At 48.2% G+C, this 23,464-nt stretch carries 17 protein-coding genes; 1 reads left to right on the top strand and 16 read right to left on the bottom strand.

The window, feature by feature from the left end; all coding sequences use genetic code 11:
• Positions 1-15: 15 nt before the first annotated feature.
• From ASL11_RS33790 to ASL11_RS33750, 9 genes are all read right to left on the bottom strand, one after another.
• The gene (locus tag ASL11_RS33790; RefSeq protein ID WP_056625271.1) at positions 16-1,464 is read right to left on the bottom strand and encodes a bifunctional 2-methylcitrate dehydratase/aconitate hydratase; all 1,449 of its coding nucleotides are present in this window, start codon (positions 1,462-1,464) and stop codon (positions 16-18) included.
• Positions 1,461-2,612 carry a citrate synthase gene (gene mmgD, locus ASL11_RS33785; RefSeq protein WP_056625268.1) on the bottom strand — a complete coding sequence of 384 codons (1,152 nt, stop codon included), beginning with the start codon at positions 2,610-2,612 and terminating at the stop codon, positions 1,461-1,463. The genes ASL11_RS33790 and mmgD overlap by 4 nt, the downstream gene beginning before the upstream one ends.
• Positions 2,613-2,629: 17 nt before the next feature.
• Positions 2,630-3,763 (bottom strand): acyl-CoA dehydrogenase family protein, encoded by a 1,134-nt coding sequence (locus tag ASL11_RS33780; protein WP_056625265.1) that lies wholly within the window; start codon positions 3,761-3,763, stop codon positions 2,630-2,632.
• Positions 3,764-4,051: 288 nt separating this feature from the next.
• Positions 4,052-5,998: an ATP-dependent DNA helicase gene (locus tag ASL11_RS33775; protein WP_056625261.1), complete on the bottom strand. Its 1,947-nt coding sequence runs from the start codon at positions 5,996-5,998 to the stop codon at positions 4,052-4,054.
• A gap of 156 nt (positions 5,999-6,154) precedes the next feature.
• Complete coding sequence (locus tag ASL11_RS33770) at positions 6,155-7,033, bottom strand: radical SAM/SPASM domain-containing protein (RefSeq protein WP_056625258.1); 879 nt, start codon at positions 7,031-7,033, stop codon at positions 6,155-6,157.
• Positions 7,034-7,119: 86 nt separating this feature from the next.
• On the bottom strand, positions 7,120-7,914 hold the full coding sequence (locus ASL11_RS33765) for a lipid II flippase Amj family protein (RefSeq protein ID WP_056625255.1): 795 nt from the start codon (positions 7,912-7,914) through the stop codon (positions 7,120-7,122).
• A gap of 499 nt (positions 7,915-8,413) precedes the next feature.
• Positions 8,414-10,213: an ABC transporter ATP-binding protein gene (locus ASL11_RS33760; protein ID WP_056625252.1), complete on the bottom strand. Its 1,800-nt coding sequence runs from the start codon at positions 10,211-10,213 to the stop codon at positions 8,414-8,416.
• A complete protein-coding gene (locus ASL11_RS33755; RefSeq protein ID WP_056625248.1) occupies positions 10,210-11,973 on the bottom strand; it encodes an ABC transporter ATP-binding protein in 1,764 nt (587 codons plus the stop codon). The genes ASL11_RS33760 and ASL11_RS33755 overlap by 4 nt, the downstream gene beginning before the upstream one ends.
• Positions 11,974-12,321: 348 nt before the next feature.
• A complete protein-coding gene (locus tag ASL11_RS33750; protein ID WP_056625244.1) occupies positions 12,322-13,764 on the bottom strand; it encodes a CoA-acylating methylmalonate-semialdehyde dehydrogenase in 1,443 nt (480 codons plus the stop codon).
• 124 nt (positions 13,765-13,888) lie between these two features.
• On the opposite strand from ASL11_RS33750, the gene ASL11_RS33745 reads away from it, so the two are divergent.
• Positions 13,889-15,496, top strand: a complete 1,608-nt coding sequence (locus ASL11_RS33745; RefSeq protein ID WP_056625241.1) for a PucR family transcriptional regulator — start codon at positions 13,889-13,891, stop codon at positions 15,494-15,496.
• Here the strand turns inward: ASL11_RS33745 and ASL11_RS33740 are convergent.
• Genes ASL11_RS33740 through ASL11_RS33710 form a run of 7 tightly spaced genes read right to left on the bottom strand, consistent with a single transcriptional unit; the run spans position 15,493 to position 23,394 of the window.
• Positions 15,493-15,708 carry a hypothetical protein gene (locus ASL11_RS33740; RefSeq protein ID WP_056625238.1) on the bottom strand — a complete coding sequence of 72 codons (216 nt, stop codon included), beginning with the start codon at positions 15,706-15,708 and terminating at the stop codon, positions 15,493-15,495. The genes ASL11_RS33745 and ASL11_RS33740 overlap by 4 nt on opposite strands.
• Positions 15,701-17,143 (bottom strand): dihydropyrimidinase, encoded by a 1,443-nt coding sequence (gene hydA, locus ASL11_RS33735; protein WP_056625235.1) that lies wholly within the window; start codon positions 17,141-17,143, stop codon positions 15,701-15,703. Before hydA ends, ASL11_RS33740 begins: the two co-directional genes overlap by 8 nt.
• A 2-nt stretch (positions 17,144-17,145) precedes the next feature.
• Positions 17,146-18,441: an NAD-dependent dihydropyrimidine dehydrogenase subunit PreA gene (preA, locus tag ASL11_RS33730; protein ID WP_056625232.1), complete on the bottom strand. Its 1,296-nt coding sequence runs from the start codon at positions 18,439-18,441 to the stop codon at positions 17,146-17,148.
• Between the two features lie 33 nt (positions 18,442-18,474).
• The gene (locus ASL11_RS33725; RefSeq protein WP_056625229.1) at positions 18,475-19,845 is read right to left on the bottom strand and encodes an NAD(P)-dependent oxidoreductase; all 1,371 of its coding nucleotides are present in this window, start codon (positions 19,843-19,845) and stop codon (positions 18,475-18,477) included.
• A 19-nt stretch (positions 19,846-19,864) separates the two neighbouring features.
• Complete coding sequence (locus tag ASL11_RS33720; RefSeq protein ID WP_056625227.1) at positions 19,865-20,746, bottom strand: nitrilase-related carbon-nitrogen hydrolase; 882 nt, start codon at positions 20,744-20,746, stop codon at positions 19,865-19,867.
• Complete coding sequence (locus ASL11_RS33715) at positions 20,743-22,005, bottom strand: M20 family metallo-hydrolase (RefSeq protein ID WP_056625569.1); 1,263 nt, start codon at positions 22,003-22,005, stop codon at positions 20,743-20,745. Before ASL11_RS33715 ends, ASL11_RS33720 begins: the two co-directional genes overlap by 4 nt.
• Positions 22,006-22,020: 15 nt before the next feature.
• The gene (locus ASL11_RS33710; RefSeq protein WP_056625224.1) at positions 22,021-23,394 is read right to left on the bottom strand and encodes an aspartate aminotransferase family protein; all 1,374 of its coding nucleotides are present in this window, start codon (positions 23,392-23,394) and stop codon (positions 22,021-22,023) included.
• Positions 23,395-23,464: the final 70 nt, after the last annotated feature.

Here is a 23,464-nt window from a genome sequence, read left to right as displayed (position 1 = left end):
CGATCTGTTAACCAATTAAATGACGAAAAGCGACATATACGCAGGCACAGGTGTCTGAATTAGCTTCTCGTAATCGAATGACAGCTTCATGATCTCTTCTGTTTGCTTCCTTGGAAACCGCGTTTGCACATTCGCTTTGAACTTATCGATCACTTTTGGCAGTCCCTCAGCCCGCCGTTTCCGGTGTCCGATGGGATACTCACAAACGATTTTTCCCGTCGATGTTCCATCCTTAAAATAAATTTGAATGCTATTCGCGATAGATCGCTTATCTGGATCCAGATAATCCTTGCTGTACTGCTCATTCTCGACAACAACCATGCGTTCCCGAAGTGCATCAATACGCGGATCAGCAGCGACATCATCTTCATAATGCTCCGCAGTTAACGTACCATACAAAAGTCCGATAGCAACCATGTACTGCAAGCAATGATCACGATCAGCCGGATTGTGTAAAGGTCCTTTTTTATCAATAATGCGAAGCGCTGATTTATGAGTTGTTAACATAACTTTAGTTATGTCACTTAATCGGTCTTTAACAAGATCATGAAGCGTAAGCGCACATTCAACAGCGGTTTGCGCGTGAAACTCGGCTGGAAATGAAATTTTGAACAAAATATGTTCCATCACATAACTACTCAAGGGTCTAGCTAAGGTAAGCGTCTTTCCTTCGAAAAGCACATCCTGAAATCCCCAGTTCGGCGCTGTCAACGCAGATGCGTACCCCATCTCACCTCCGACCGCCATCAAAGCCAAACGAACAGCTCGGCTAGTGGCATCTCCCGCTGCCCAAGATTTCCTAGAACCAGTATTCGGCGCGTGCCGATATGTGCGTAAACTCGCTCCATCAATCCAAGCATTGGAGACGGCGTTGCAAACCTCTTCTTTCGTCCCTCCCAGCATAACGGCAGCCACTGCGGTAGAGGCGATTTTCACCAGATGCACGTGATCCAAGCCTACTGCGTTCAAACTATTTTCCAGCGCGAGCACACCTTGGATTTCATGCGCTTTGATCGCCATTGTTAAGATATCTTTCATCATAAAAGGTGCTTGCCCCTCGGCCATACGTTTCCGACTCACATAGTCGGCAATTGCAAGGATACTGCCTAAGTTGTCGGATGGATGCCCCCATTCTGCCGCTAGCCACGTATCGTTATAATCGAGCCACCGAATCATACAACCGATATTGTAAGCCGCTTGAACGGGATCCAATTCGAATCGAGTACCAGGTACTCGAGCGCCGCCGATCACCTCTGCACCTGGAACAATCGGACCGAGATGTTTCGTACATGCCGGAAAACGCAGCGCTAGCAAGCCTGTTCCTAGCGAGTCCATGAGGACATGATGAGCAATCTGATACGCTTCCTCACTCTCAATCTCGGCATGTAAAGCATAGTCAGCAATCTCTACAATGAGTGGGTCAAAAATCATCTCCCTCTGAACAGGTTCTTTAGACGTACTCATACGATCTCGTCCTCACTTTCTGAAAGAATATCCCCTTGAGGTGGATGTAAATCTCGCGCGCCCGTATAACGAACACGTGGTCGGAAGAGGCGATTGTTCGCATGCTGCTCCATCACATGTGCACTAATGCCAACCGTGCGCGCTGCAAGGAAAACAGGTGTAAACAGCTCAATTGGAATGCCAAGCAAGTAATAGACTGGCGCGGCATAGTAATCCAAATTGGGATGCAGCCCTTTCTCAGTTCGCATCACATTTTCCCCACGTACGCACATGTCGTATAGCTCCTGTTGGTTACAAGCGGGCGCGAGCTTCGCCAGTGCCTCCTTCATCAACAGCGCACGTGGATCCGGTTTTCGCATATACACGCGGTGTCCGAAGCCCATAATGCGCTCCTTTCGTGCAAGCTTAGAACGAATCAACGCCTCCAAATCATCTTCTGAACCCGCTTCAAGCAGCATGTGCATGACCGCTTCATTCGCTCCCCCGTGCAGCGTACCTTTCAGTGAAGCAACCGCGCCAACAAGCGCACCATAAATATCAGACTGCGTGGAGGCGATGACGCGCGCCGCAAAAGTCGAATTCGGCAATTCATGCTCACTGTACACAATCAGCGATTGATCATAGATCGCCACCTCCATCGGAGACGGAATCGTTCCTGTAATCATGTACAGAAAATTAGCTGAATACGACAATTTAGGATCAGGTTCGATGAGCGGCTGCTTCGTGATAGCCCGATAGCCATACGCGACTATTTGTGGCACTTTGGCCAATAAACGTATCGCTTTACGTCCATTCGCCTCAGGTGATCGATCATCAAGTTCGTCATCAAAGCTCGCTAACGCGGAAATGCTCGTTCGTAGCACATCCATCATATCGGCCCGTTCCGGCATCAAATGGAGCATCGCACGCACATTTGGCGGTAATCCATAGACCGATTGAATCTGTGATTCAATTGCTTGGCGCCTCGTCTCATTCGGCAATTCACCCTCTAACAGCAGTCCAACTACATCCAAATAGGTCATTTGCTCAGCAAGCTCCATCAGATCATACCCTCGAATCACAATTTCTTCCTTCTCCACATCGAGAAATGAAATGCTGGTCTCACTGGCTATCACATGCTCAAGTCCAGGCAAATAGTGATCACTCATGTTTTCGCTCTCCCTTCCTACGTGGTTTCAGAAAGCAGCAAACGCGAAATCACAATACGCTGAATCTCATTCGTCCCTTCATAAATTTGGGTCACTTTGGCATCTCGCAGATATCGTTCTACCTTTGACTCCTTCAAGCAACCCCACACACCACATAGCTGGACAGCACGTAAACATACCTTAACAGCCATATCGCTGGCAAAAAGCTTCGCTATGGCAGCCTGCTTCCCATACGAAAGCCCCTTGCTCTTACGCCAAGCAGCTTGATAGGTCAGTAGTCTTGCGCCTTCGATGTGTGTGGCCATCTCCGAAAAAGAAGCATCAAACAGCTCGCTGCGGCGCACGCCGTATTGCTCCTGATAAGCAACGAGCGCATCTAGGGCCCCTTGCCCTATCCCCGTTGCTTGCGCGGCAATGCCAATCCGCCCGCCATCTAAGCTTCGCATCGCGATGCGGAAGCCTTCCCCTTCCGGGCCCAGCCGGTTATCAGCTGGCACCCTGCAGTCTTCAAACCTCAGCTCCATCGTGGTGGATGAGCGGATCCCGAGTTTATTTTCTTTTGTTCCGAAAATAAGCCCTTCCATGCCTTTTTCCACGATGAAAGCCGTACAACTCTTGGACTTGTTCTGTGCATCCGTTATGGCGAAAACAATATACACCTCCGCCTCCCCGCCATTCGTTACGAATAGCTTGGAGCCATTGAGCACGTAGGCATCTCCTTCCTTCGTTGCTGTTGTGCGCATAGCGCCGGCATCTGAGCCGGATTCGCTTTCCGTCAGACAGTAGGCGCCGAGTTTTTTCCCTTGTGCCATGGGGAATAGATATGTTTGTTTCTGAGCATCTGTCCCATACGTATGAATCGCCCAACTGGCCAGCGACGTATGCACGGAGAGCATCACGCCTGTTGACGCACACACTCGCGACAGTTCCTCAATCACCATCGCATAGGTTAAGAAATCAGAGCCACCACCGCCAAGACCTTGTGGCCAGGGAATACCAGACCATCCAAACTCACCGAGGCTGTCGAAAATATCTCGATCAAACCGTTCAAATTCATCCCTTTCCTCTGAAGTCGGCTCCATCTTCGTGAGTGCAAACTCACGGACTTTGGCCCTGATATCTTGCTGATCTTGGGTATAAGAGAATTGCATGCGACGACCTCCTTCGACGTATTCATGCTGCTAACACTAGTTTGGCCGAGGTTGATTGGGTCGATCGTACTTCTTTGGACAAGTTGTAAACGCTTTCAATATATATTTATATATACACGCTTTTGTTAGGCATTAGACTGTACCGCGGGAAAAAATGATCTCTTCATACTGCCCAATACCTTTTAACCTGCATGACCTTCATTTTCACTTAACGTCAGTAAACTAAATACAAGACATCAGAAAAAGAGAAGCAGTTATCTGCTCCTCTTTCGCTAACTTTTTCAACCTTTACTCCGGCTTCATCACAACACCTGCTGGCAATACCCGCTCGATATGCTCACGAAGTGAAGTATTCGTATATAACTCCTCACTGAAAATAGCAATAATCCCGCTGTCCTCACGTGTTCGGATCAACCTACCCATACCTTGCCGCAGGCGAAGTAACATGTAAGGAATATCGACTTCTTCATACGGAGAAGCCGCTGCTTCACGCTTCGCGTTAAAGACCGGATCCTGCGGAGGAAAAGGCAGCGCCCAAACAATGACATTGGATAGCGATGGACCAGGAATATCGAGTCCTTCCCACAAGCTAACCGCAGCCAGCACGCTGTGCTCGTCCTCTTGGAACGAAGCAATCACATGCGAGATTTCTTGATCTCCTTCATAGAAGAAAGTTAGATCTTTACAATCGGATCGAGATGACATCTCAACTTTAAACCGCTGTAACTCTTGATGCGTTGGGAACAGAATAAGCGCTCTACCTTGTGTCCGATGAAGTAAGTCAATGGCAGAAGTCATTTTCTCTTGGAATGTTCCGCCCTCTGAGAATCGAGGAGCCACTACTTCCATCCGTTGCACGTAGTCATACGGTGAGTCTACCGAGAATGATAAATATTTCTCAAGGCCTAAGCTGTTCGCCACATAATCGAACTTACCCTCTACGGATAGGGTTGCTGAAGAGAATACGATAGGCATTTTGGTGGAAAAGACATACTCCTTGAGCACTTCCTTCACCGTTCTAGGCATAACAACAAGTGTGAGCCCAGTAATACTTTCTGTCGCCCAACAGATAAAGGAGTCCTCGTTGCGGAATAACGCGAATGCCTTTTGCATCATTTCCAGATGTTCCTCAACAATTTTCAGCTGATAGTCATTGAGTGTAAACATTTCCCCTTCAAAGACTAACTCCTCTTCGATCTCGGACAAAATATCACAGAGCGTATGAATCTCTCGTTTCAAGAGATCACTCATGACGATCTGCTTACGATCAGAGCCTGCAATCGGACGACAACTTCTTTCCAATACTTCAAACATGCGTTCGCTTTGCTCAATAGCCCGATCAATACAGACAGCTAGGGTTTCACGAACTTCCCCTTTTAGCAATCGAATAACCAATTCCTCGAACACCATATGCTTCAGCTTATAGGTCAACGCCTTTTGTGCAGCGGATTCCATCAAATGTCCTTCGTCAAAAACAACCGTGCAGTGATCCGGCAGCAATGGCAGCTGACCTTCACGTTTTCTTCCGTCATAGGTCCAAACATGCTCCATGTAAAAGTCATGCGAACATATAATCAAATCGGTTGACTTCCGGTAGGACTCCCGAGATAACGTTTGTCCACAACGATGACGTCTATCACAGACAAAGCAATCTTGGAAAACATCCCAGTTCATCCGATTCCACTGTTCATCGTTAAGATGCGGGTAATTCTTACGATCACCATACGCATAGAACGTTTGCAGTGCTTCTCGTGTATGGACAAAATCAGGTAGAGACTCGTATACTTCGCGATACAGTCCTGTATCCTCATGTCCGAATCTGGCCTCATCTAGCTTCACCAAACAAGCATATTGGTCCGGCGATTTTGCCAGTCTTGCATCAATTTGCAAATTCAAATGGCGAGCAATTTTATCAATATCTCCACCGGGTTTAACGAGCTGCTCAATTAAGGATTCATCCGCACATGCGATGATCGCCGGTTTGTTCATAAAACGCGAATAGCAGATCGCATATAATAAATAGACCAACGTTTTCCCTGTACCAACGCCAGCTTCCGCAAAAATCGTCTGTTTCTCCGCGTAAGCCCGTTCTAACTGAAACGCCATGTAAATTTGTTCATCACGTACTTCAAAGCCTGCTTCAGGCAATATGTCATAAAAGATATCCGCAATCCAGTCAGATACCTGCTGCATAAATGGCTGTGCATGATCATATGCAAATGGATAACGTCCCACGTTAATGCCCCCAACCCATAGTTTGAATCAAACTTGTATTATCTCATGAAAATCTAGTAAAAGCAAAACTACGATTTCTTGTGCAAGCAATCAAACTTGATTACAAACAAAAAAGCTCACACCAGAGCAAGCTTCTCTCCGGAATGAGATTTCCATTTACATACTAAAACGTTCCCGATATCCGCACTTGCGGCAAAGTTCCTCAACCACTTCGCGTCTAGAAAAGCCTTCAAACAAGCGATTGGCCCGCTCACCCTCGACGATTTCAGAGAATGGCGTGTGGTTGATATTCCCCAAATTGATAACCCCTTCCCCATCGAGACAACAAGGAATGACGGTCCCGTCAACGAGAATACCAGCTTGATTACGCAGGGCATGGCAGAAACCAGGACCTGAGATCTCCTCCGCTTTCAAATCTGGCCACTGGAACTCGTGATCCTGATTCAGATAGACACGATCAGCAAGCTTTACACCAGTTCCGCGGACGAATTTCTCATCGATTTTGTAATCGAGCTCGAACTCTTTCTCTAGCAATTCCAGCACTTCACGATTCCGATTCCGTTCCAAATTGGTCTGATTATCTGTATCCAAATTCCATAAACGGAAGGAAATAATGACATTCGATTTTGCGACGATTTCCTTGGCAAAACGCAGGATGCTCGTCACATAGCCTTCCTTATCCTCGGAGCCTTCATGACCGTCAAAGCTGTGCAGGGAAAAATTCATTTGACGAAGTGCAGGTTTATCAAGCAGTTTGTGCCTATTTTTGTTAATGAGCGTCCCGTTCGTTGTGATATTTACTTTGAAGCCTTTTTCGTGACTCAGGTCGAGTAATTCGTCGATTTTGGGATGGAGCAGCGGCTCGCCCTTCACATGCAAATAAATATGATCCGTATGCGGCTTAATTTGATCAAGGATATTCGTAAATGTATCTATTTTGATGAAATTCGCTTGACGCTTCGTCTGCGGACAGAACGTGCAAGCCAAATTGCATACGCTCGTAATTTCAATATAAAATTTCTTGAACTTCTTCATGGTCGGACTCCGTTTCTTGTTTGCGTTACTATGATAGAGGCTATTATACCAAGCGAGGCGGCTGAATGAAAGGATTTCACACTTTTTTAGAAAAACAACTGAACCATCCAACCAATAAAGTACGCTGACGGAACGAGGAAAATTTGCGCTAACAGCGTTCCTAAGAAACGTGTTGTCATGAGCAAAGCGTAGATTTTACCTAACTGTTTACGTTGTTCTTCGTCATGCAAAGCCTTATCAGTAATGAGACCCAACTGAGGATCGATGAAGATGGTGAGCAAAATAGTTGCAATTCCGTTGATCAGACCCGACGCTTGTGAGGCTGTAGTCGCATAATCTGGCCATAAATGAGCCGCATATAAAGAGGCTAGGACCCCTACGGAGTAGAAAGCTGTCACGACAATATTGATGAATAGAAATCGCTTGGAAATACCGAGATAACGGAACTGACTTAGCTTTACTTTAGGCTTTTTGATATATTTGGTCGTGTTCTTCAATTGTGAAATGGTCACATTCGTGAGCATCTTCGGCAGAGATCCTGCAAGTTCGAGACGAGCAATGACTCTAGCGCTTAAGTTGATAAAAGTAGGAAATAGCGCGATCGCGATAATCGTCCCGATAGACGAAGCCAACAGAGAAATGCGTAAATATCGCACCAAATCGAACGTGGGCTCATGCTTGGCAAAATCCACAAAATTCGCCGTCATTGGCGCCTGAATCAGGTTCGCTGTGCGCGATACAAGTACGACGATACCGACAAGTGAAAGTGCTACCGCAAGTTTGTTCACCCGCACACCCGCATAACGAATCGAGTAAGACAGTGTCTCTGCTGTGTGAATGATCATCGTCAATACAAAAACCAAAATGAGCGTGTTGATCATGCGAAGAGTTCATCCTTTACTAGAGTGATAGGTGCATGAGCGAGCGAAAGCCAAAGCAAAACGGGAACCAAAACGAAAACCATACAAAAACGAAAACCCACCTCCTGTTGATAGCATCGGGTGGGTTTCTTGGTGGTTGTGGTGAGGGATGTTCCCCTATCCGATTGGGTGGTTCGGCCAGAAATAGATGGAAAACATGTAGTTAATTTCGCCGATTTCACCTAACTGAACACTTTAAATGGAAAATATGTAGTTAATTTCAAAGCTTTCAACGTTTTCATCGAATTTCGTAGAAATTAACTACAGAAAATCCAGTTAAAAAAGATTTTGATATGAAATCGTGAAAATTTGCTGTAGTTTTTACAGTTAATTGATTTAATTTGTTTAAGGGCTCAGGTGTTGATGTTGGTGTTGTTACGGCAGACTATTTTACTATTCGTGACGCAGCTCAGATTACCTCCATTGGTAATCACGAAAGGCGCAAGAATTACGGCACGGACTAAGCCTTGCGGTCGTCCCCGTACCACAGCTCTCGGAACGTGGAGCTGTGTCGAAGCAGTTCCTCCGACGTGCCTTCTGCTTCGATACGGCCATCTTTCATCACAATGATGTGATCGGCACGCGTCAACGCGGTTTTGCGGTGCGAGACGACCAGACACGTAGCATCGCTGCGGTGCTGGAACATTCGCTCCCAGAGCTTCTGCTCCGTCTCGACGTCGAGCGCGCTCGACAGATCATCGAAGACGTACAGCTCGGCGTCCCGCACGAGCATCCGGGCTGCGGCCGTCCGCTGCGCTTGGCCGCCAGATAGCTTCACCCCACGCGGGCCGATGACCGTGTCCAGCCCGCCAGGCAGCTGCGCGACGTCGAACTCGAGCACCGCCGCGTTCAAAGCCTGCTGCAAGCTGTCGCCTTGCTCCGCTTGCCCGAGCAAAATATTATTGCGCAGCGTATCACTGTATAACCGCGGCACCTGCGCGGTGTATGCGCTCTGCGGTGGTGTAAAGAAAGTGCCCGGATCCTCGACGGGCACACCATTCCACGCAATCGTTCCTTTCTCCTTGGGCAGCAGCCCAAGCAGGGAACGAACCAGCGTGGTTTTACCAGATCCGATCGTTCCCGTGATGACGGTGAACGATCCTCTTTGCATGGCGAAGTGAATGTCAGTGATACCTCTACCCGTATCCGGGTAAGTGTAACTGAGCCCATTCACTTCCAAGCGGTGCAGCGGAGGCGCAACGACGCTGTCATTCTCTTGCTCTTGCTCTACCTTCACTATGGAAGAATCAACCTTGGCTACCCGCTCCTTCTTCAAATACAACGGCTTCACCATCGTCAACACCTTCGCCGACGCTCCTTGCAACAGGAAGGTCAATCGCTCCAGTGAAACACTCATTTGCTTAAAGTACGTGATAAACTTCCCGACATTCGTAATAAACTGCGTCACGAAGGTCAAATAGTAAACGAACAATGCGAGGTCTCCGACGGTGAACGTCCCTGCTCTCATTTTCGTCCCCGCTAAGAGAAGCAATAGTCCTGTCCCCAGATTGACCGAATTCGAGAAAACGGAGTCGAGCAATTCACTCATCAGGCGATCTTTCAGCATCGCTTTGCGACGTTGATCGCCGAAGCTGCTAAACCGCTCCATGACTCTCTTCTCAGCGCCAGCTACTTGAATAGCTTGCACGTTGCCGAACATTTCGCTAATCTCCCCAGTTACTTTCGAGGTAGATTCTCTACTAGCTGCGCGATATTTCTGCAAACGAACAGTTGCAAGTTGTGCCGCAGTGATGACAATAACGATTGGCATAAACACGAGAAGTGTCATTTGCGCATCAATACGAATCAATATGTAACCTGACACGAGAGCAAAACACGTCATCCCAAATACATCAACCGACCAGCTCGCCGCTTCCTCGGATTGATCCACGTCGTCGCGAAAGTGACTGATCGCTTCCCCTGGAGATACAGGAATCGCTTGTGCACCTGGTTGCTTGAGAACATGTTCTAGCAAATTGCGGCGAAGCAGCATCCCCATACGAAAGCGGAAATGCACATCCGTAATGAATCCAATGATGATCAATAGGATTCGTCCCAATGCTGCCCCGATCAACAGTGCGATCAAGCCCCACACGCCAAACTTTAATGTGGCATTCCCTGTCAACGTATCGAAAAAAGCTTTTGTAATAAGACCTGGCGCAATTGGAGCCAAATAAATGATGGTCCATGCGAGAGCATTAATGAAATATCGGAAAGGTTTATACATGATAAGACCTTTTAAATACTGAAACGTTGTCATGCCAACACCTCCTCTAACCCTGTCGCGAGCAATTGGCTGAAGCGGGAATTCGGGTCGGCTGCTAGAACTTCTCTACGTCCTGATTCCAACACACTTCCGCCATCCAAAATAACAATGTAATCTGCTCGCTGAACGGTGGCAAGTCGATGGGCAATCATAATACAGGAGCGCTCCGTCAACAATTTGGAAACGGCTTTCTCCATACGTTGCTCAGTCAAGGGATCCAGACGCGATGAAGCTTCATCCATAATAACCAGTCCCGGATTCGTCAGGAATACGCGTGCAAATGCCAACAATTGTGCCTCTCCAGCTGATAAGCTGCTTCCTCCCGATGCAAGCCCCGTATCCAAGCCATCTGGCATCGCTTCATACCAAGCACCTAAGCCAAGTTCATGAAGTACCGCAATAATCTGTTCATCCCGAATCGACGCATCATAGAAGGTTAAATTATCACGAATTGTTCCTTGGATGATTTCAATATTTTGTGTCACTAGCGCAACACGCTTCCGTAGCTCAGCTAGTTTACAAGCACGAATGTCGGTACCACTGAGTGCAATCACACCACTTTGCGGATCATAAAATCGTAATAATAACCTCGCAATCGTAGACTTCCCGCTCCCTGTTCGACCAAGCAAACCAAGCACTTCGCCTGGCTTCAATGTCATCGTCAGGTGATCAATCGTCGGCTGATCGTCATCATAACTGAATACGACATCCTTGAAATCAACCCCAAGCGGTCCATCCGGAAGCCCTGCCCCAGGACCATCTTGAATCTTCGATTTAATCGCGAATAGCTCACGAATTCGGGAAATACTTGCGTCTGCTTTTTGTAAATCCTCCATTTGCGTCCGAATCTTCTCGATCGGTTTTGCAAGTAATTCCGTGTAGAAGAAAATTAAATACACGGTACCTAAGGAAATATGATTGCCATGCCATAAATAGGCGCTAATCGCAAACGCCATCGCATTCCCCAACGCGAAAACAAAGATCGACATGTTCCACATCGCACAGAAACCGAGGAAAGCTTTGACGCGTAGAGGCAGCATTTTGCGGAGCATCGTATAGAAGCGATTCATCACGAAGCGAACCGCACCGTTAGCGCGAATATCTTCCGTCCCCTCCAAATGTTCCCCGATAAAACCATAAAACTCCGCATTTGCTTGCCGCCACCCCGCCCAAACAGGTACAGCAAACTGACGAATCCACCCAATCATGTAAATCGCGCAAACGACGAAAACAGCCATTCCCACACCAATTAACCAATTTTCCCGGAATAAAAGGACGAGAATACCCGCCATGAGCAGCACATTCCCAAACAAATGAATGATCATGCTCGAAAAAAAATTCGCAAGCGCATTCACATCCCCATCCACACGTTCAATCAGCGAGCCAGAAGTATGACTTTTATGAAAAGACATATCTAGTGACAGACAATGTGAGGCTAAATCAACGCGCAGCTTGTTGGTCGTTTTCCAACCGACATTTTCACTAAAATACGTCGCAATTACAGATACCAGCTGCTGCACCAATGCAAATCCGATAAACAGAAGCGCCGCAGTGAAAAGTGGCTTCATCGCCCCTTGCGACTGTGCGGTATCAATGAAATAGCGGATAATTTGCGGATTAACCAACTGCAGTCCAATAGATGCGAACAACAGAAGTGTTAGTCCAATCAGCGTCCCTTTCTGAGGGAACAAATAGCGGCCCAGCAGCTCGCGGTATTGTCCCATGGAGTTGCTGTTTTTTCGATTTTTCTTCATTGTAATGGAGTCCTCCGTATTCCTCTCGACGTACACTCCATCATACTAAATTGACTCCTTCTCGACAACGGACTGTTTGGCTAAAATGAAAAAAACCGCCTTTTTGGCGGTGGCTAATCGAGCCTTAATTAGTTGATTCAGTTTTACAGCATTCATTGAAGGGAAGCTTTTTCAACCATCCTGCTACTGTAGTGATGTTTTTCATCACTACATGCCTCGAAACCGAGCTGGCAGTGGTTTTTTGGAGCTTTAGTGATGTTTTTCATCACTACATGCCGCGAAACCGAGCTGGCAGTGGTTTTTTGGAGCTTTAGTGATGTTTTTCATCACTACAGCCGTCACCCACACTCAAAAATACCGCGATGTAATCATCTTCTTCTTCGTATAAAATTCAACACCGTCTTTCCCATTGGCATGCAAATCGCCATAGAATGAATCCTTCCAGCCTGAGAAAGGGAAGAAGGCCATCGGCGCCGGCACCCCAACGTTGACACCTAGCATCCCCGCCTCTACCTCCTCGCGGAATTGGCGTACAGCTTTTGCATTCTCGGTATATATGACCGCTGAGTTCCCGAAGCGGGATTGATTCACTAACGCCAAAGCGCTTGTCAAATCCGTTGCACGGAATAATGACAAGACTGGCCCAAATATTTCCTCTTTCGCAATCGTCATTTCAGGCTTGACATGATCGAATATCGTGGCTCCGAGAAAAAAGCCTTCCCCTGCACACGCCTCCACCATTCTTCCATCGATCAGTAGATCAGCACCTTCCGTGATCCCTTTCTCGATGTAGCTCGCGATCCTTGTACGCTGCTCATCACGGATAATCGGAGTCAGTGTAACCTGCTCCTCCATCCCACTGCCAAGCACCAACTGAGCAGCAGCTTCCTTCAACCCGCCAACAAAAGCTTCCCCATCACCTACAACAACGACAGCGGAACAAGCCATACAGCGTTCCCCCGCTGAACCGAACGAGGACATGACAATATTCTCGATTGTTTTCTCCAGATGCGCATCGGGCATGACGATATGATAGTTTTTGGCGCCTGCTAGGGCTTGCACCCTTTTACCAGCAGCGGATGCACGTTCATACACATACTTAGCCACAGGCTGCGAGCCTACAAAGGATACGGCCTTGACGGAAGGTGACGATGTCAGCGCATTGACCACATCATGGGCACCATGCACGACATTCAGCACACCATCAGGAAGTCCAGCTTCTTGCAATAATGCGGCTAATTTCATGGCAGTCAACGGTGTGCGTTCGGAAGGTTTCAACACGAAGGTATTACCAAGAGCAATCGCGAGCGGAAACATCCAGCATGGCACCATCATCGGAAAGTTAAAAGGTGTGATTCCTCCAACTACACCTAAGGGTACCCGAAATAACTCGGAATCCATTTCCGCAGAAATATTAGCAAGTGTAGTCCCCATCATGTGGGACGGTGCACCAGCTGCAAATTCTACACACTCAATGCCGCGCAGCACTTCACCTAGTGCCTCTTTGTAGCTCTTTCCGTTCTCACGTGTAATCAATTCAGCAAGTTCATGCTCGTGTGCTTGAAGCAACTGCCAATAATGAAACAAAACGCGCGCACGTTTCGGAACGGGCGTTCTACTCCATGATTCAAACGCATCTTGGGCAGCAAACACAGCTTGCTCTACATCCCTAGCATTTGAAAGCGGCACACGTGCAATCACTCCTCCTGTTGCCGGATTGATGACATCACTCATTTCACCACTTGTTGCGTCTACCCAAACGCCATTTATAAAATTTTGCAGGTCCGTCATCGCCGTTCATCTCCTGGGGTAATAAATTTTCTCCACAAGTCAATGGACACATTGTATAATAGGGTTCATTCCCTTACTTTTCGCAATTACGTCAACTTTCCTCACATGAAAGTGGTGATTTCGCTTGGTACAGACCCTATTGCAAGTAACCGTGCACGATATTTTGCAGCGTCCGCTTTTTCAAAAGGCCGAAGCGATTGCTACTGAAGAAGCACTGGCTCGTAAAGTTCGCTGGGTTCACATCATGGAAGTTACGCAAGTGGGTCACCTTTTGAATGGAAACGAACTTATTCTTAGCACGGGGATCGGTTGGCAGGACAACGAAGAAACGAGCCTTTCATTTCTGCAGCAATTGATCGACAGCGGTGCTTCCGGACTGTGTATTGAGCTAGGCACCTATACGAAACAGCCGCTTGAGAGCATGAAGTCGCTTGCTCTTCAAGCGAATTTTCCGCTTATTTTTTTCCATGAGGAAGTCCGTTACATTGACATTACACAGGACCTACATACGCATTTCATTCACCAGCATCACAAAATGGTATCTGATCTAGAATCCCTCTCCACCAAGCTCAATCAGCTGCTTCTGTCAGGCAAAGGCTTGCAGCCACTTCTCAAGCTGTTGCACGAGACGACGCAAGCGCAGATCGCCTTTTTCCCTTTCGACACGGATGAGGCTGTTTTCGTTCCTTCACTTCCCAAAGCTGATGGTGCAGCTTTCTATGAGAAATGGATTTACGGCGAAATGTTTCTCCTTTCCGATGTCAAAAACAAGCTTGCCCATCGCCCCATCCTCGCACTAGAACATTTGTTCGCAGACCTGCTTTTATGTGCCGAACAAGAACTGAGCGAGTTCCAAATCCTTGCTTTGGATCGATGTGCGACCGCAATAGCCCAAGAAATGATGCGCACCACTTATATCGAAGAGAAAACCCGCTACAAACAGGATCTATGGGTAACCGATTGGTTAGGCGGCAAACACTCGCTTCAGGATATTCGTGACTATCTCATGTCCATCAAGCCTCCCATGAAACTAGGTCCAATCATCCTATGTGTTTTCGATAAAGCCGCAGGAAGCAATGGTTCCAGAGCGCAAGAAACACTCCTTATTCAGAAACAAATGATCGCTCGCTCCCTGTTTGAAAGAGAAGGCTTTTATTTACTTCCTACGGTGTATGAGCACCGGATCGTCTTCATTCTTTTAGATCAAATTCCCTCTGGTGCTAGTCATGAACGAATCTTACGAACGATCCAGCGCTTTCATAAAACGCAAGAAACACAGCTATTTCCGACGCTAATGGGGATTGGCCAAACAATTAACGATCCGCTCCAAATTCAAGTCAGTTATGAAACTGCCTTACAAACGTTAGAGATCCAGAAAGATATCGGCGTTCTCCCGAAGCCTTTCTATCACGAACTTCACGTCTACAAAGTGATTCTGCTTATGAAGCAAACTGGCGAACTTACTTCCTTTATTGACAGGTATCTCAGCGGGATCATCGCCTATGATCTTGAGAAAAATGGCCAACTATTGAAAACTCTCCGCGTTTATCTAGCGCTTTCCGGCTCTAAACAGGAAACAGCGAAGGACCTGTTCATTGTTCGCCAAACGTTATACCATCGGTTGGACAAAATTGCTGCAATCCTCGGAGACGATTTCATGCAGCCGCAGAAGCGAATCGCACTAGAGCTCGCCTTGCATGGTTATGAATATCTGAACGGGCCCATCCACTAAGCCTTGGATTTGCCCTGCGACAATAGCACATTGACGTAGTACTTCCTGGCGTTGGCCGTCGTCAAATGAAGCCTCGCCGTTTCACCGCCGGGGTGCTCGAGATCCAGCCATGCCCCTTCTAGATCCTCGAGCACGCCGACAATTTTGAATTTCTGTGCGACATAGCCGTCAAGTTTTTGCTTTTCCGATTGAAAAAGCTCAAATTCAGACATGAGGAGCACCTCCTTGGACCGTTTCCTTCTTCGGTTGACTCACCTGTGAGGTTGACGAAACATATGTTCCCCTCTTGATGAATTGACCATTTCCGGCTTCACCTACGAACTGTTTTTCTAGAATGACAAAAGCTCCGCGAGACAACACCGTCACGGGCTCACCTGTAATTTCAATACCTTCGAACGGATTATAATCCACATTCATATGGTGGGTTTCGGCAGAAATCGTTCGCTTCGCATTCGGATCAAAAATTACAATATCCGCGTCCCCGCCAACCGCAATCGTCCCTTTTTTCGGAAACAAGCCAAACAGCTTTGCGCTTCGCGTCGACACAATATCCACGAATTGATTCAGTGTAATTCGGCCTTTCCCTACCCCTTCAGAGAACAGAATAGAGAAACGATCCTCGATACATGGCCCGCCGTTGGGAATTTTGCTGAAGTCTCCTAGCCCTAAATCTTTTTGACCGTTAAAATTAAACGAACACTGATCTGAGCCCAGCGTCTGCAGCTGGCCCGTTTTCAACGCATTCCACAGCACCTCTTGGTGAAACTTCGGCCGAAGTGGCGGGGACCACACATATTTCGCTCCTTCGAAATCTGGCTTTTCCAAATATGTTTGATCGAGCATCAGATACTGCGGACATGTTTCTCCCCAGATATCGACACCGCGATTGCGTGCTTCCGTAATTTGCTGCACAGCCTCTTCACACGTCACATGCACCACATAGAGCTGCGAGTTGGCTAATGCTGTGAGCTTCGCAGCACGCCCTGTCGCTTCCCCTTCTATCAAGGATGGCCGTGTCAGCGCGTGATAAATGGGGTCCGTCTGACCCGCTTCGAGCGCTTCTTTGATTAAATACTCAATCACATCGCCATTCTCTGCATGTACCATCACGAGTGCTCCATGCTTTTTCGCCTCAAGCAAAGTCCTATACAGTGTGCCGTCATCCGCTTGAAAGACATTCTTATACGCCATGAAAACCTTTAGAGATGTGATCCCTTCGTCATGAATCATGCTCGGCAGCTCGGCCAGCACCTCATCATTGATTTCCGCAATCATCAGATGGAAGCTATAGTCAATGACGGCTTTGCCTTCCGCTTTCTGGTGCCACGTCTGAACAGACTGACTAAGCGGTTTCCCTTTATTCGTCAAACAAAAATCAATCACAGTCGTCGTTCCACCAAATGCAGCAGCAATCGTGCCAGTCTCGAAATCATCTGCGGTGACCGTCCCGCCAAATGGCATATCCAGATGGGTATGCGGATCAATACCGCCAGGAAAAACATATTTTCCTGTGGCATCTACAATTTCGGCGCCTTCGAGTGTAAGGTTCAAACCGATTCCAGTAATAATCCCATCTTCGATGAGAATATCCCCCTGATAGTGATCCGTTGCAGTGACAATGGTTCCATTCTTAATCAGTTTGGCCATGGCTACACAGCCTCCTTCTTATCGGCATCTTTACCCTCGGTCAGTTTGGCAACAGCCGCTTGACGCTCGTTCCACGTCATTGGCTCCTCTGTCCCCTTCACCTCAACCATCGAGATCACACCATCTACGGGACAGACAATCGCACACAAGTTACAGCCTACACAGTCCTCTTCCCTCACCTGCAAAAAGGACTTCCCTTGCTCATCTGTGTGTCGCTCAATGCATTGATGCGAGGTATCCTCGCAGGCAATATGGCACTTATTGCAGTTAATACATGTTTCCGTGTCGATCTTGGCAACGACGGCGTAGTTCAAATCCAAATTTCCCCAATCTGCATAGCGCGGGACGGATTTCCCGATTAATTCGGAGACGCTGGCTAACCCTTTTTCATCCAAATAGTTGTTCAGCCCATCGATCATATCCTCCACGATCCGAAAGCCATGATGCATAGCCGCTGTGCACACTTGAACACCTGTTGCGCCCATGAGCATAAATTCAACCGCATCACGCCAATTGGAAATGCCGCCAATGCCGGAAATCGGAATATTCACCCCTGGATTACGCGCGCAATCCGCGACCATATGAAGGGCAATGGGCTTCACAGCAGGACCGCAATAACCGCCATGTGAACCTTTGCCGCCGACATGTGGAATGGTGTTCCACGAGTCAATGTCGACGCCTGCGAGCGAGTTAATCGTGTTGATGAGCGAGATCGCATCTGCCCCGCCACGAACCGCTGCTAAAGCGGTGCTCGTTATATCCGTGATGTTCGGCGTCAACTTCACGATCACAGGTGTTTGGGCTGCTTCCTTCGCCCACATCGTCTGTGCCTCCACGAGATCAGGCTGCTGTCCTGATGCCGCTCCCATGCCACGCTCCGCCATACCGTGCGGACATCCGAAATTCAGTTCAAGTCCGTCTACGCCAACGGCTTCGACCTTTTTGACGATCTCGTGCCACTTCTCTCGCTTGGGCTCAACCATCAGAGAAACCACAAGCGCATGATTCGGAAATCGCTTCTTCGTTTCATAAATTTCCTTAAGATTAACCTCCAGTGGACGGTCGGTGATCAGTTCAATATTGTTAAAGCCCGCAACGCGTTGTCCATTGAAATGCACAGCAGCGAAGCGAGAGGATGTATTAATAATCGGATCGCCAAGCGTTTTCCACACGGCTCCACCCCATCCCGCTTCAAAAGCCCGTTGTACCTGATACCCCGTGTTCGTTGGGGGAGCCGATGCCAACCAGAAAGGGTTGGGTGATGCTATTCCAGCTAGATTCGTTCGTAAATCAGCCATGCTGAATCCCTCCTGAGTCTGAAGTAACCCTACCTAAGCTGACGCCTCTTGTCCCTTTACCAACTGCTTGTAAATCGCGTAAGCCACTAATTTGCCTTGTTGTGCTGCCGATACGACCATGGCTTCACCCTGTCCATCTCCGAAAATAACATCACCAGCTGCGAACACCTTCGGATTCGATGTCATTCCTGCAGCTGCATCTACCAATGTCACGGTGCCTCGTGAATGAGCGAGTCCGAACTGCTCGATCAGCGAGATATGTTTCGTCTGACCGATCGCCTTGATCACCGCGTCCACGTCGATGACAAATTCAGAACCTGCAATGGGTACCGGGCGTTTGCGCCCTCCGTCATCAGTCTCAAGAAGCTCCATCCGCACACATTCGATGCCAATGACGTTCCCCTGTTCATCACCAAGGATCCGTTTCGGCGCCGTTAACCATTGAAAGGCAACGCCATCGAGCTTAGCAAACTCATATTCAAAATCATACGCTGTCATTTCTTCTTGTGTTCGTCTGTATACGATTTGCACGTTGCCCGCCCCAAGCCGGACAGAGCACGTAGCTGCATCTATGGCGGTATTCCCAGCTCCAATCACAGCAATCCGCTTCCCGATGAAAGACTCATCGAGATCTGGGGCCGTTTTCGTCGCCTCTACGAAATCAATGGCGTCATAGACGCCGGTCAATTCTTCTCCTTCGATGCCTAGCATGGGCACCTTTGACATCCCAACTGCGAGCACCACAGCGTCATAATCACGTACCAATTCAGCAGCACTGACATCAACTCCGACACGCGTGTTCATCCGAAACTCCACACCAAGCTGCCTGACTTGCTCGACTTCCCAAAGCGAGATTTCCGGCGGTAATCGGAAGGATACGATCCCATATGTATCCAAGCCGCCAGCTTGCTCCTTCGCCTCGAACACGGTCACCTTAAAACCGAAGCGGGCTAGCTCACGAGCTGCTGCAAGTCCCGCAGGTCCGCTGCCCACGATCGCAACCGTTTTACCATTACTCGCCCCTGCTTTAAATAAAATCTGCTCATTCTTGATGGCCCAGTCGGTTGCATACCGCTGCAACTGACCAATTAAGATAGGCTTGGACGAATGATTGAGGACACAAGCCCCTTCGCATAATTCCTCTGTGGGACATACTCGTGAACAGGAAGCGCCAACTGGATTGGCATCCATAATTGTTCTGGCGGAGCCTTTTAGATTGCCAGTGGCAATCTTTTTAATAAAGGAAGGGATATCAATGCCTGTTGGACAGGCGTGCGTGCAAGGAGCGTCATAACAGAACAAGCAGCGATTAGATTCTTCGATCGCCTCTTTCGGCTTCATACCCGCTTTCACTTCGGCAAAATTGCGCTTCAACTCCGTTAGCGAAATAAATGTCGTACTCATCTTGCTCCTCCTCCCTCATTCAAAGTTGCGTGATTTGATCATAGGTTTCTGGCCTGCGGTCGCGATAAAACTGCCACACGTTACGTACCTCCCGAATCATCGTTTTGTCCATCTCCCCGATAATCACTTCGTCTTGATCCCGACTGCCTATCGTAACGATTGACCCCCGCGGATCCACTAAGTACGACTGGCCATAAAATTCACCCATGTTCCACGGCGCTTCCGTTCCAACTCGATTTATCGCAGCTACATAATACCCGTTGGCTACCGCATGCGCGGGCTGTTCGAGCTTCCATAGATATTCAGATGTGCCTGCAACGGTAGCAGATGGGTTAAACACAATCTCCGCACCGCCAAGTCCAAGTGCCCTTGCTCCTTCTGGAAAGTGACGATCATAGCAAATGTAGACGCCTACCTTGGCAAAAGAGGTATCGAATACGGGATATCCGAGATTGCCCGGCTTAAAATAATACTTCTCCCAGAACCCACAGGACCCGCCTCCTGCCGCAACATGAGGGATATGATGCTTCCGGTACTTCCCAAGATATGACCCGTCCGCATCAATGACTGCTGCTGTATTGTAGTAGGAGGCAATTCCCTCGCGCTCGTAAATGGGGAGAATGATTACGATACCCAGTTCCTTCGCTATGTCTTGAAAAAGCTTCGTCGTCGGTCCATTTGGGATTTCCTCGGCCGCATCGTACCATTTCGTCGTTTGCTCTGCGCAAAAGTAGGGACCATAGAAGATCTCCTGTAAGCACACGATTTGTGCTCCCTGTGCTGCCGCATTACGAACCAAACCAAGATGCTTCTGAATAGCGAACTCCTTATGTGTAGCGACCGGTTCATCACCATGGACGTCGTGTGAGGCTTGGATGAGACCGATGATGACGATACTCATACTCGGAATCCCCCTTTATCCACCACGATCTGGCGGGCAGTTCGGTACAGAAGTTCCGTCCCTAATGTTATATCCTCTGGGCTAGCATATTCCTTCGGATTGTGACTAATGCCCTCCAAGCAGCGCACGAAAATCATGCCATACTCGCACACGTAGGACATGGTTAGCGAATCATGGAAGGGACCGCTCATGAGCTCAGGCGGCTTCATCCCCATAAGACCCGCTTCCTTGTGCAGAGCAGCTTTGATCCAGTTTGCACAATAGCGAGGATCGCTGTTCGTATCTTCCCGAATCGTATAGGTGAGCCCATGTTCGCAGGCTACGTTCTCGATGACACTAAGGAGCTCCGCCTCAAGTGCGTTTCGACGACAGATATCGATGTCTCGTAAATCAATCGTAAAGCTGACCTTCTCTGGGATAATGTTACGAGAATCTGGAAATACCGTGAGTGAACCGACGGTTCCCACCGTTGGGACGCCTGGTTCACGACGAACAAGCTCGTTAAGTGCAACGATAATCTTGGCACTGCCTAGCAAGGCATCATGTCGCATCGACATCGGCACGGAGCCGGCATGACCCGCGAAGCCCGTCATTTCAACCGTGAGCCATAATGGACCGGAGATTCCGCTCACGATACCAATCGGCTCGTTCAGAGACTCCAAGACGGGTCCCTGTTCAATATGCAGTTCCAGGAAAGCGCCAATTCGGCCCTCTTGGAACGTATAGCCTTCGAAATCCGAGGGATCGCAGCCGAATTCCAATAGTGCTTCCCGGCGGGTAATGCCGTTTTTGTCCGTACGTTCCAACTCATCCGCTTCGAGTTTACCGGTCATGCCTCTAACGCCGAACAGCCCTTTATTGAAGCGACTGCCTTCCTCATCACAGAAAGCAACAACTTCGACATTACAAGCGGGTATCACTCCTTGTTCCACCATCGTTTGCACCGCTTCTATCGCGCCAAGCACACCAATTGCCCCATCAAATCGCCCCCCATAGGGCTGCGAATCCACGTGTGAGCCGAGCATTAATACAGGTGCCCCCGGATCACTCCCGCGCCATACACCGACCAAGTTAGCAAAGGGGTCGATATAAGCCTCCATCCCGGCTTCTTCCATCCAGGATTTCACAAGCTCCACACCAGCACGATCTTCCTTCGATAGAGCAAGTCTGCAAACGCCTGTTTCGCCGATTTTACCTATTTGCGCCAGATCATGAATATGCTGTCCAAGACGTTCTGCGTTGATTTGGATAGGTGGCATTGTCGACAAGTCCAATCATCCTTTCTCTTGCTCGTTACTAAATACACTGAGTAAAGTTTCGATTATGAAACTCACATCGTCATCCGTAGAAGATAATGGCGGACTGAGCGTAAGGATATTGGCATAGCCAGGAACGGTATCCCCATTCTTACCAACGAGCAGCCCTTTGCTTTTGCAGGCAAGAATAAGATGAGTTACCCGTTCTACCGAAGCGGGAATCTTCGATATCCGATCCTCTACCAGTTCAATGCCCATGGCCGATCCGAAAATACGTATTTCCCCGACATGAGGATGCTCATTCAACGGTTCTAATCGAGTTCTGAACGCTTGCCCAATCTCAGCCGAACGTTCAACAAGGCCCTCACGCTCAATAATCTCAAGATTTGTTAAGGCCACTTTACAGGAGACAGGATTTCCACCAAACGTATTGACATGTCTAAAATGGCTAGTCGCTTCTTTCTCTTTGAAAGAGTCGTATAATTCGGCTGATACAGCGGTGGCTGATAGAGGCGAATAGGCGCTTGTTAACCCTTTGGCCATCGTGACGATGTCGGGTCTTACCGCATAATTCTGATGACCGAAGGGCTTCCCCGATCGCCCAAAACCACAAATAACTTCATCTACGATTAGCAAAACATCATATTTATCACAAATGCTTCTAACCGCCGGTAAATAACCGTCATGAGGAACAAGCATCCCCCCGCCAGTAATAACAGGCTCCAGAATCACACCAGCAACGGAATCTGCTCCCTCCCACACGATGGCATTCTCGATTGCTTTGGCACATTGTAAGGAACAAGTCTCTTTCGTCTGCCCGAAGGGACAACGATAACAATAAGGCGGAGGCACATGCTGGAAGCCTACTCCAAGTGGTTCATATTTCAGCTTGCGTTGTGCTTGCCCCGTGGCTCCCAATGCACCCATGGAATTCCCATGATACGCGCGATGACGCGAGATGAACTTATGTTTACTCGGTTTTCCATTCTGATGGTGATATTGACGAGCGATTTTGAACGCGACTTCATTCGCATCTGATCCTGAATTGGAGTAAAAAATACGGTACTCCCCTTCAAGCCATTCATTTAATTTCGCCGCTAATTCAATAGCCGGGATATGGGATTGAACCAATGTCGCATAAGCAATTTTCATCATTTGGTCAGCAGCTGCTTCAGCAATTTCTCGCCTTCCATGACCGACATTCACGCACCATAATCCTGACATACCGTCTAAATAACGATTACCATCAATATCTGTCACCCAACTGCCTTCGCCGGAAGCGATGATCATAGGATTCTCATTATGGGCAGACATATGATGCCAAACATATTTGCGATCCTTCTCTAGCAATTCCTCTTTCACCAATGGATCAACGTCATCCTGAGCACGCATAAGCAGTCCCTCCATCTCTTGTCCATTCGTTCTTACACTAATCCTATGTTCAAAAAGAGGATGTCATCCC

The sequence above is a fragment of the Paenibacillus sp. Soil750 genome (genome assembly GCF_001428045.1).
GTDB lineage: Bacteria > Bacillota > Bacilli > Paenibacillales > NBRC-103111 > Paenibacillus_E > Paenibacillus_E allorhizoplanae.
Note: the sequence above shows the minus strand (reverse complement) of the source record. Positions and strands in the feature narration are given on the sequence as shown.

Excerpts from the sequence above, each read along its gene's own strand:
- ASL11_RS33790 (WP_056625271.1), bottom strand. The coding sequence starts at position 1,464 with ATGAGTACGTCTAAAGAACCTGTTCAGAGGGAGATGATTTTTGACCCA.
- mmgD (WP_056625268.1), bottom strand. The coding sequence starts at position 2,612 with ATGAGTGATCACTATTTGCCTGGACTTGAGCATGTGATAGCCAGTGAG.
- ASL11_RS33780 (WP_056625265.1), bottom strand. The coding sequence starts at position 3,763 with ATGCAATTCTCTTATACCCAAGATCAGCAAGATATCAGGGCCAAAGTC.
- ASL11_RS33770 (WP_056625258.1), bottom strand. The coding sequence starts at position 7,033 with ATGAAGAAGTTCAAGAAATTTTATATTGAAATTACGAGCGTATGCAAT.
- ASL11_RS33765 (WP_056625255.1), bottom strand. The coding sequence starts at position 7,914 with ATGATCAACACGCTCATTTTGGTTTTTGTATTGACGATGATCATTCAC.
- ASL11_RS33760 (WP_056625252.1), bottom strand. The coding sequence starts at position 10,213 with ATGACAACGTTTCAGTATTTAAAAGGTCTTATCATGTATAAACCTTTC.
- ASL11_RS33755 (WP_056625248.1), bottom strand. The coding sequence starts at position 11,973 with ATGAAGAAAAATCGAAAAAACAGCAACTCCATGGGACAATACCGCGAG.
- ASL11_RS33750 (WP_056625244.1), bottom strand. The coding sequence starts at position 13,764 with ATGACGGACCTGCAAAATTTTATAAATGGCGTTTGGGTAGACGCAACA.
- ASL11_RS33740 (WP_056625238.1), bottom strand. The coding sequence starts at position 15,708 with ATGTCTGAATTTGAGCTTTTTCAATCGGAAAAGCAAAAACTTGACGGC.
- hydA (WP_056625235.1), bottom strand. The coding sequence starts at position 17,143 with ATGGCCAAACTGATTAAGAATGGAACCATTGTCACTGCAACGGATCAC.
- preA (WP_056625232.1), bottom strand. The coding sequence starts at position 18,441 with ATGGCTGATTTACGAACGAATCTAGCTGGAATAGCATCACCCAACCCT.
- ASL11_RS33725 (WP_056625229.1), bottom strand. The coding sequence starts at position 19,845 with ATGAGTACGACATTTATTTCGCTAACGGAGTTGAAGCGCAATTTTGCC.
- ASL11_RS33720 (WP_056625227.1), bottom strand. The coding sequence starts at position 20,746 with ATGAGTATCGTCATCATCGGTCTCATCCAAGCCTCACACGACGTCCAT.
- ASL11_RS33715 (WP_056625569.1), bottom strand. The coding sequence starts at position 22,005 with ATGCCACCTATCCAAATCAACGCAGAACGTCTTGGACAGCATATTCAT.
- ASL11_RS33710 (WP_056625224.1), bottom strand. The coding sequence starts at position 23,394 with ATGCGTGCTCAGGATGACGTTGATCCATTGGTGAAAGAGGAATTGCTA.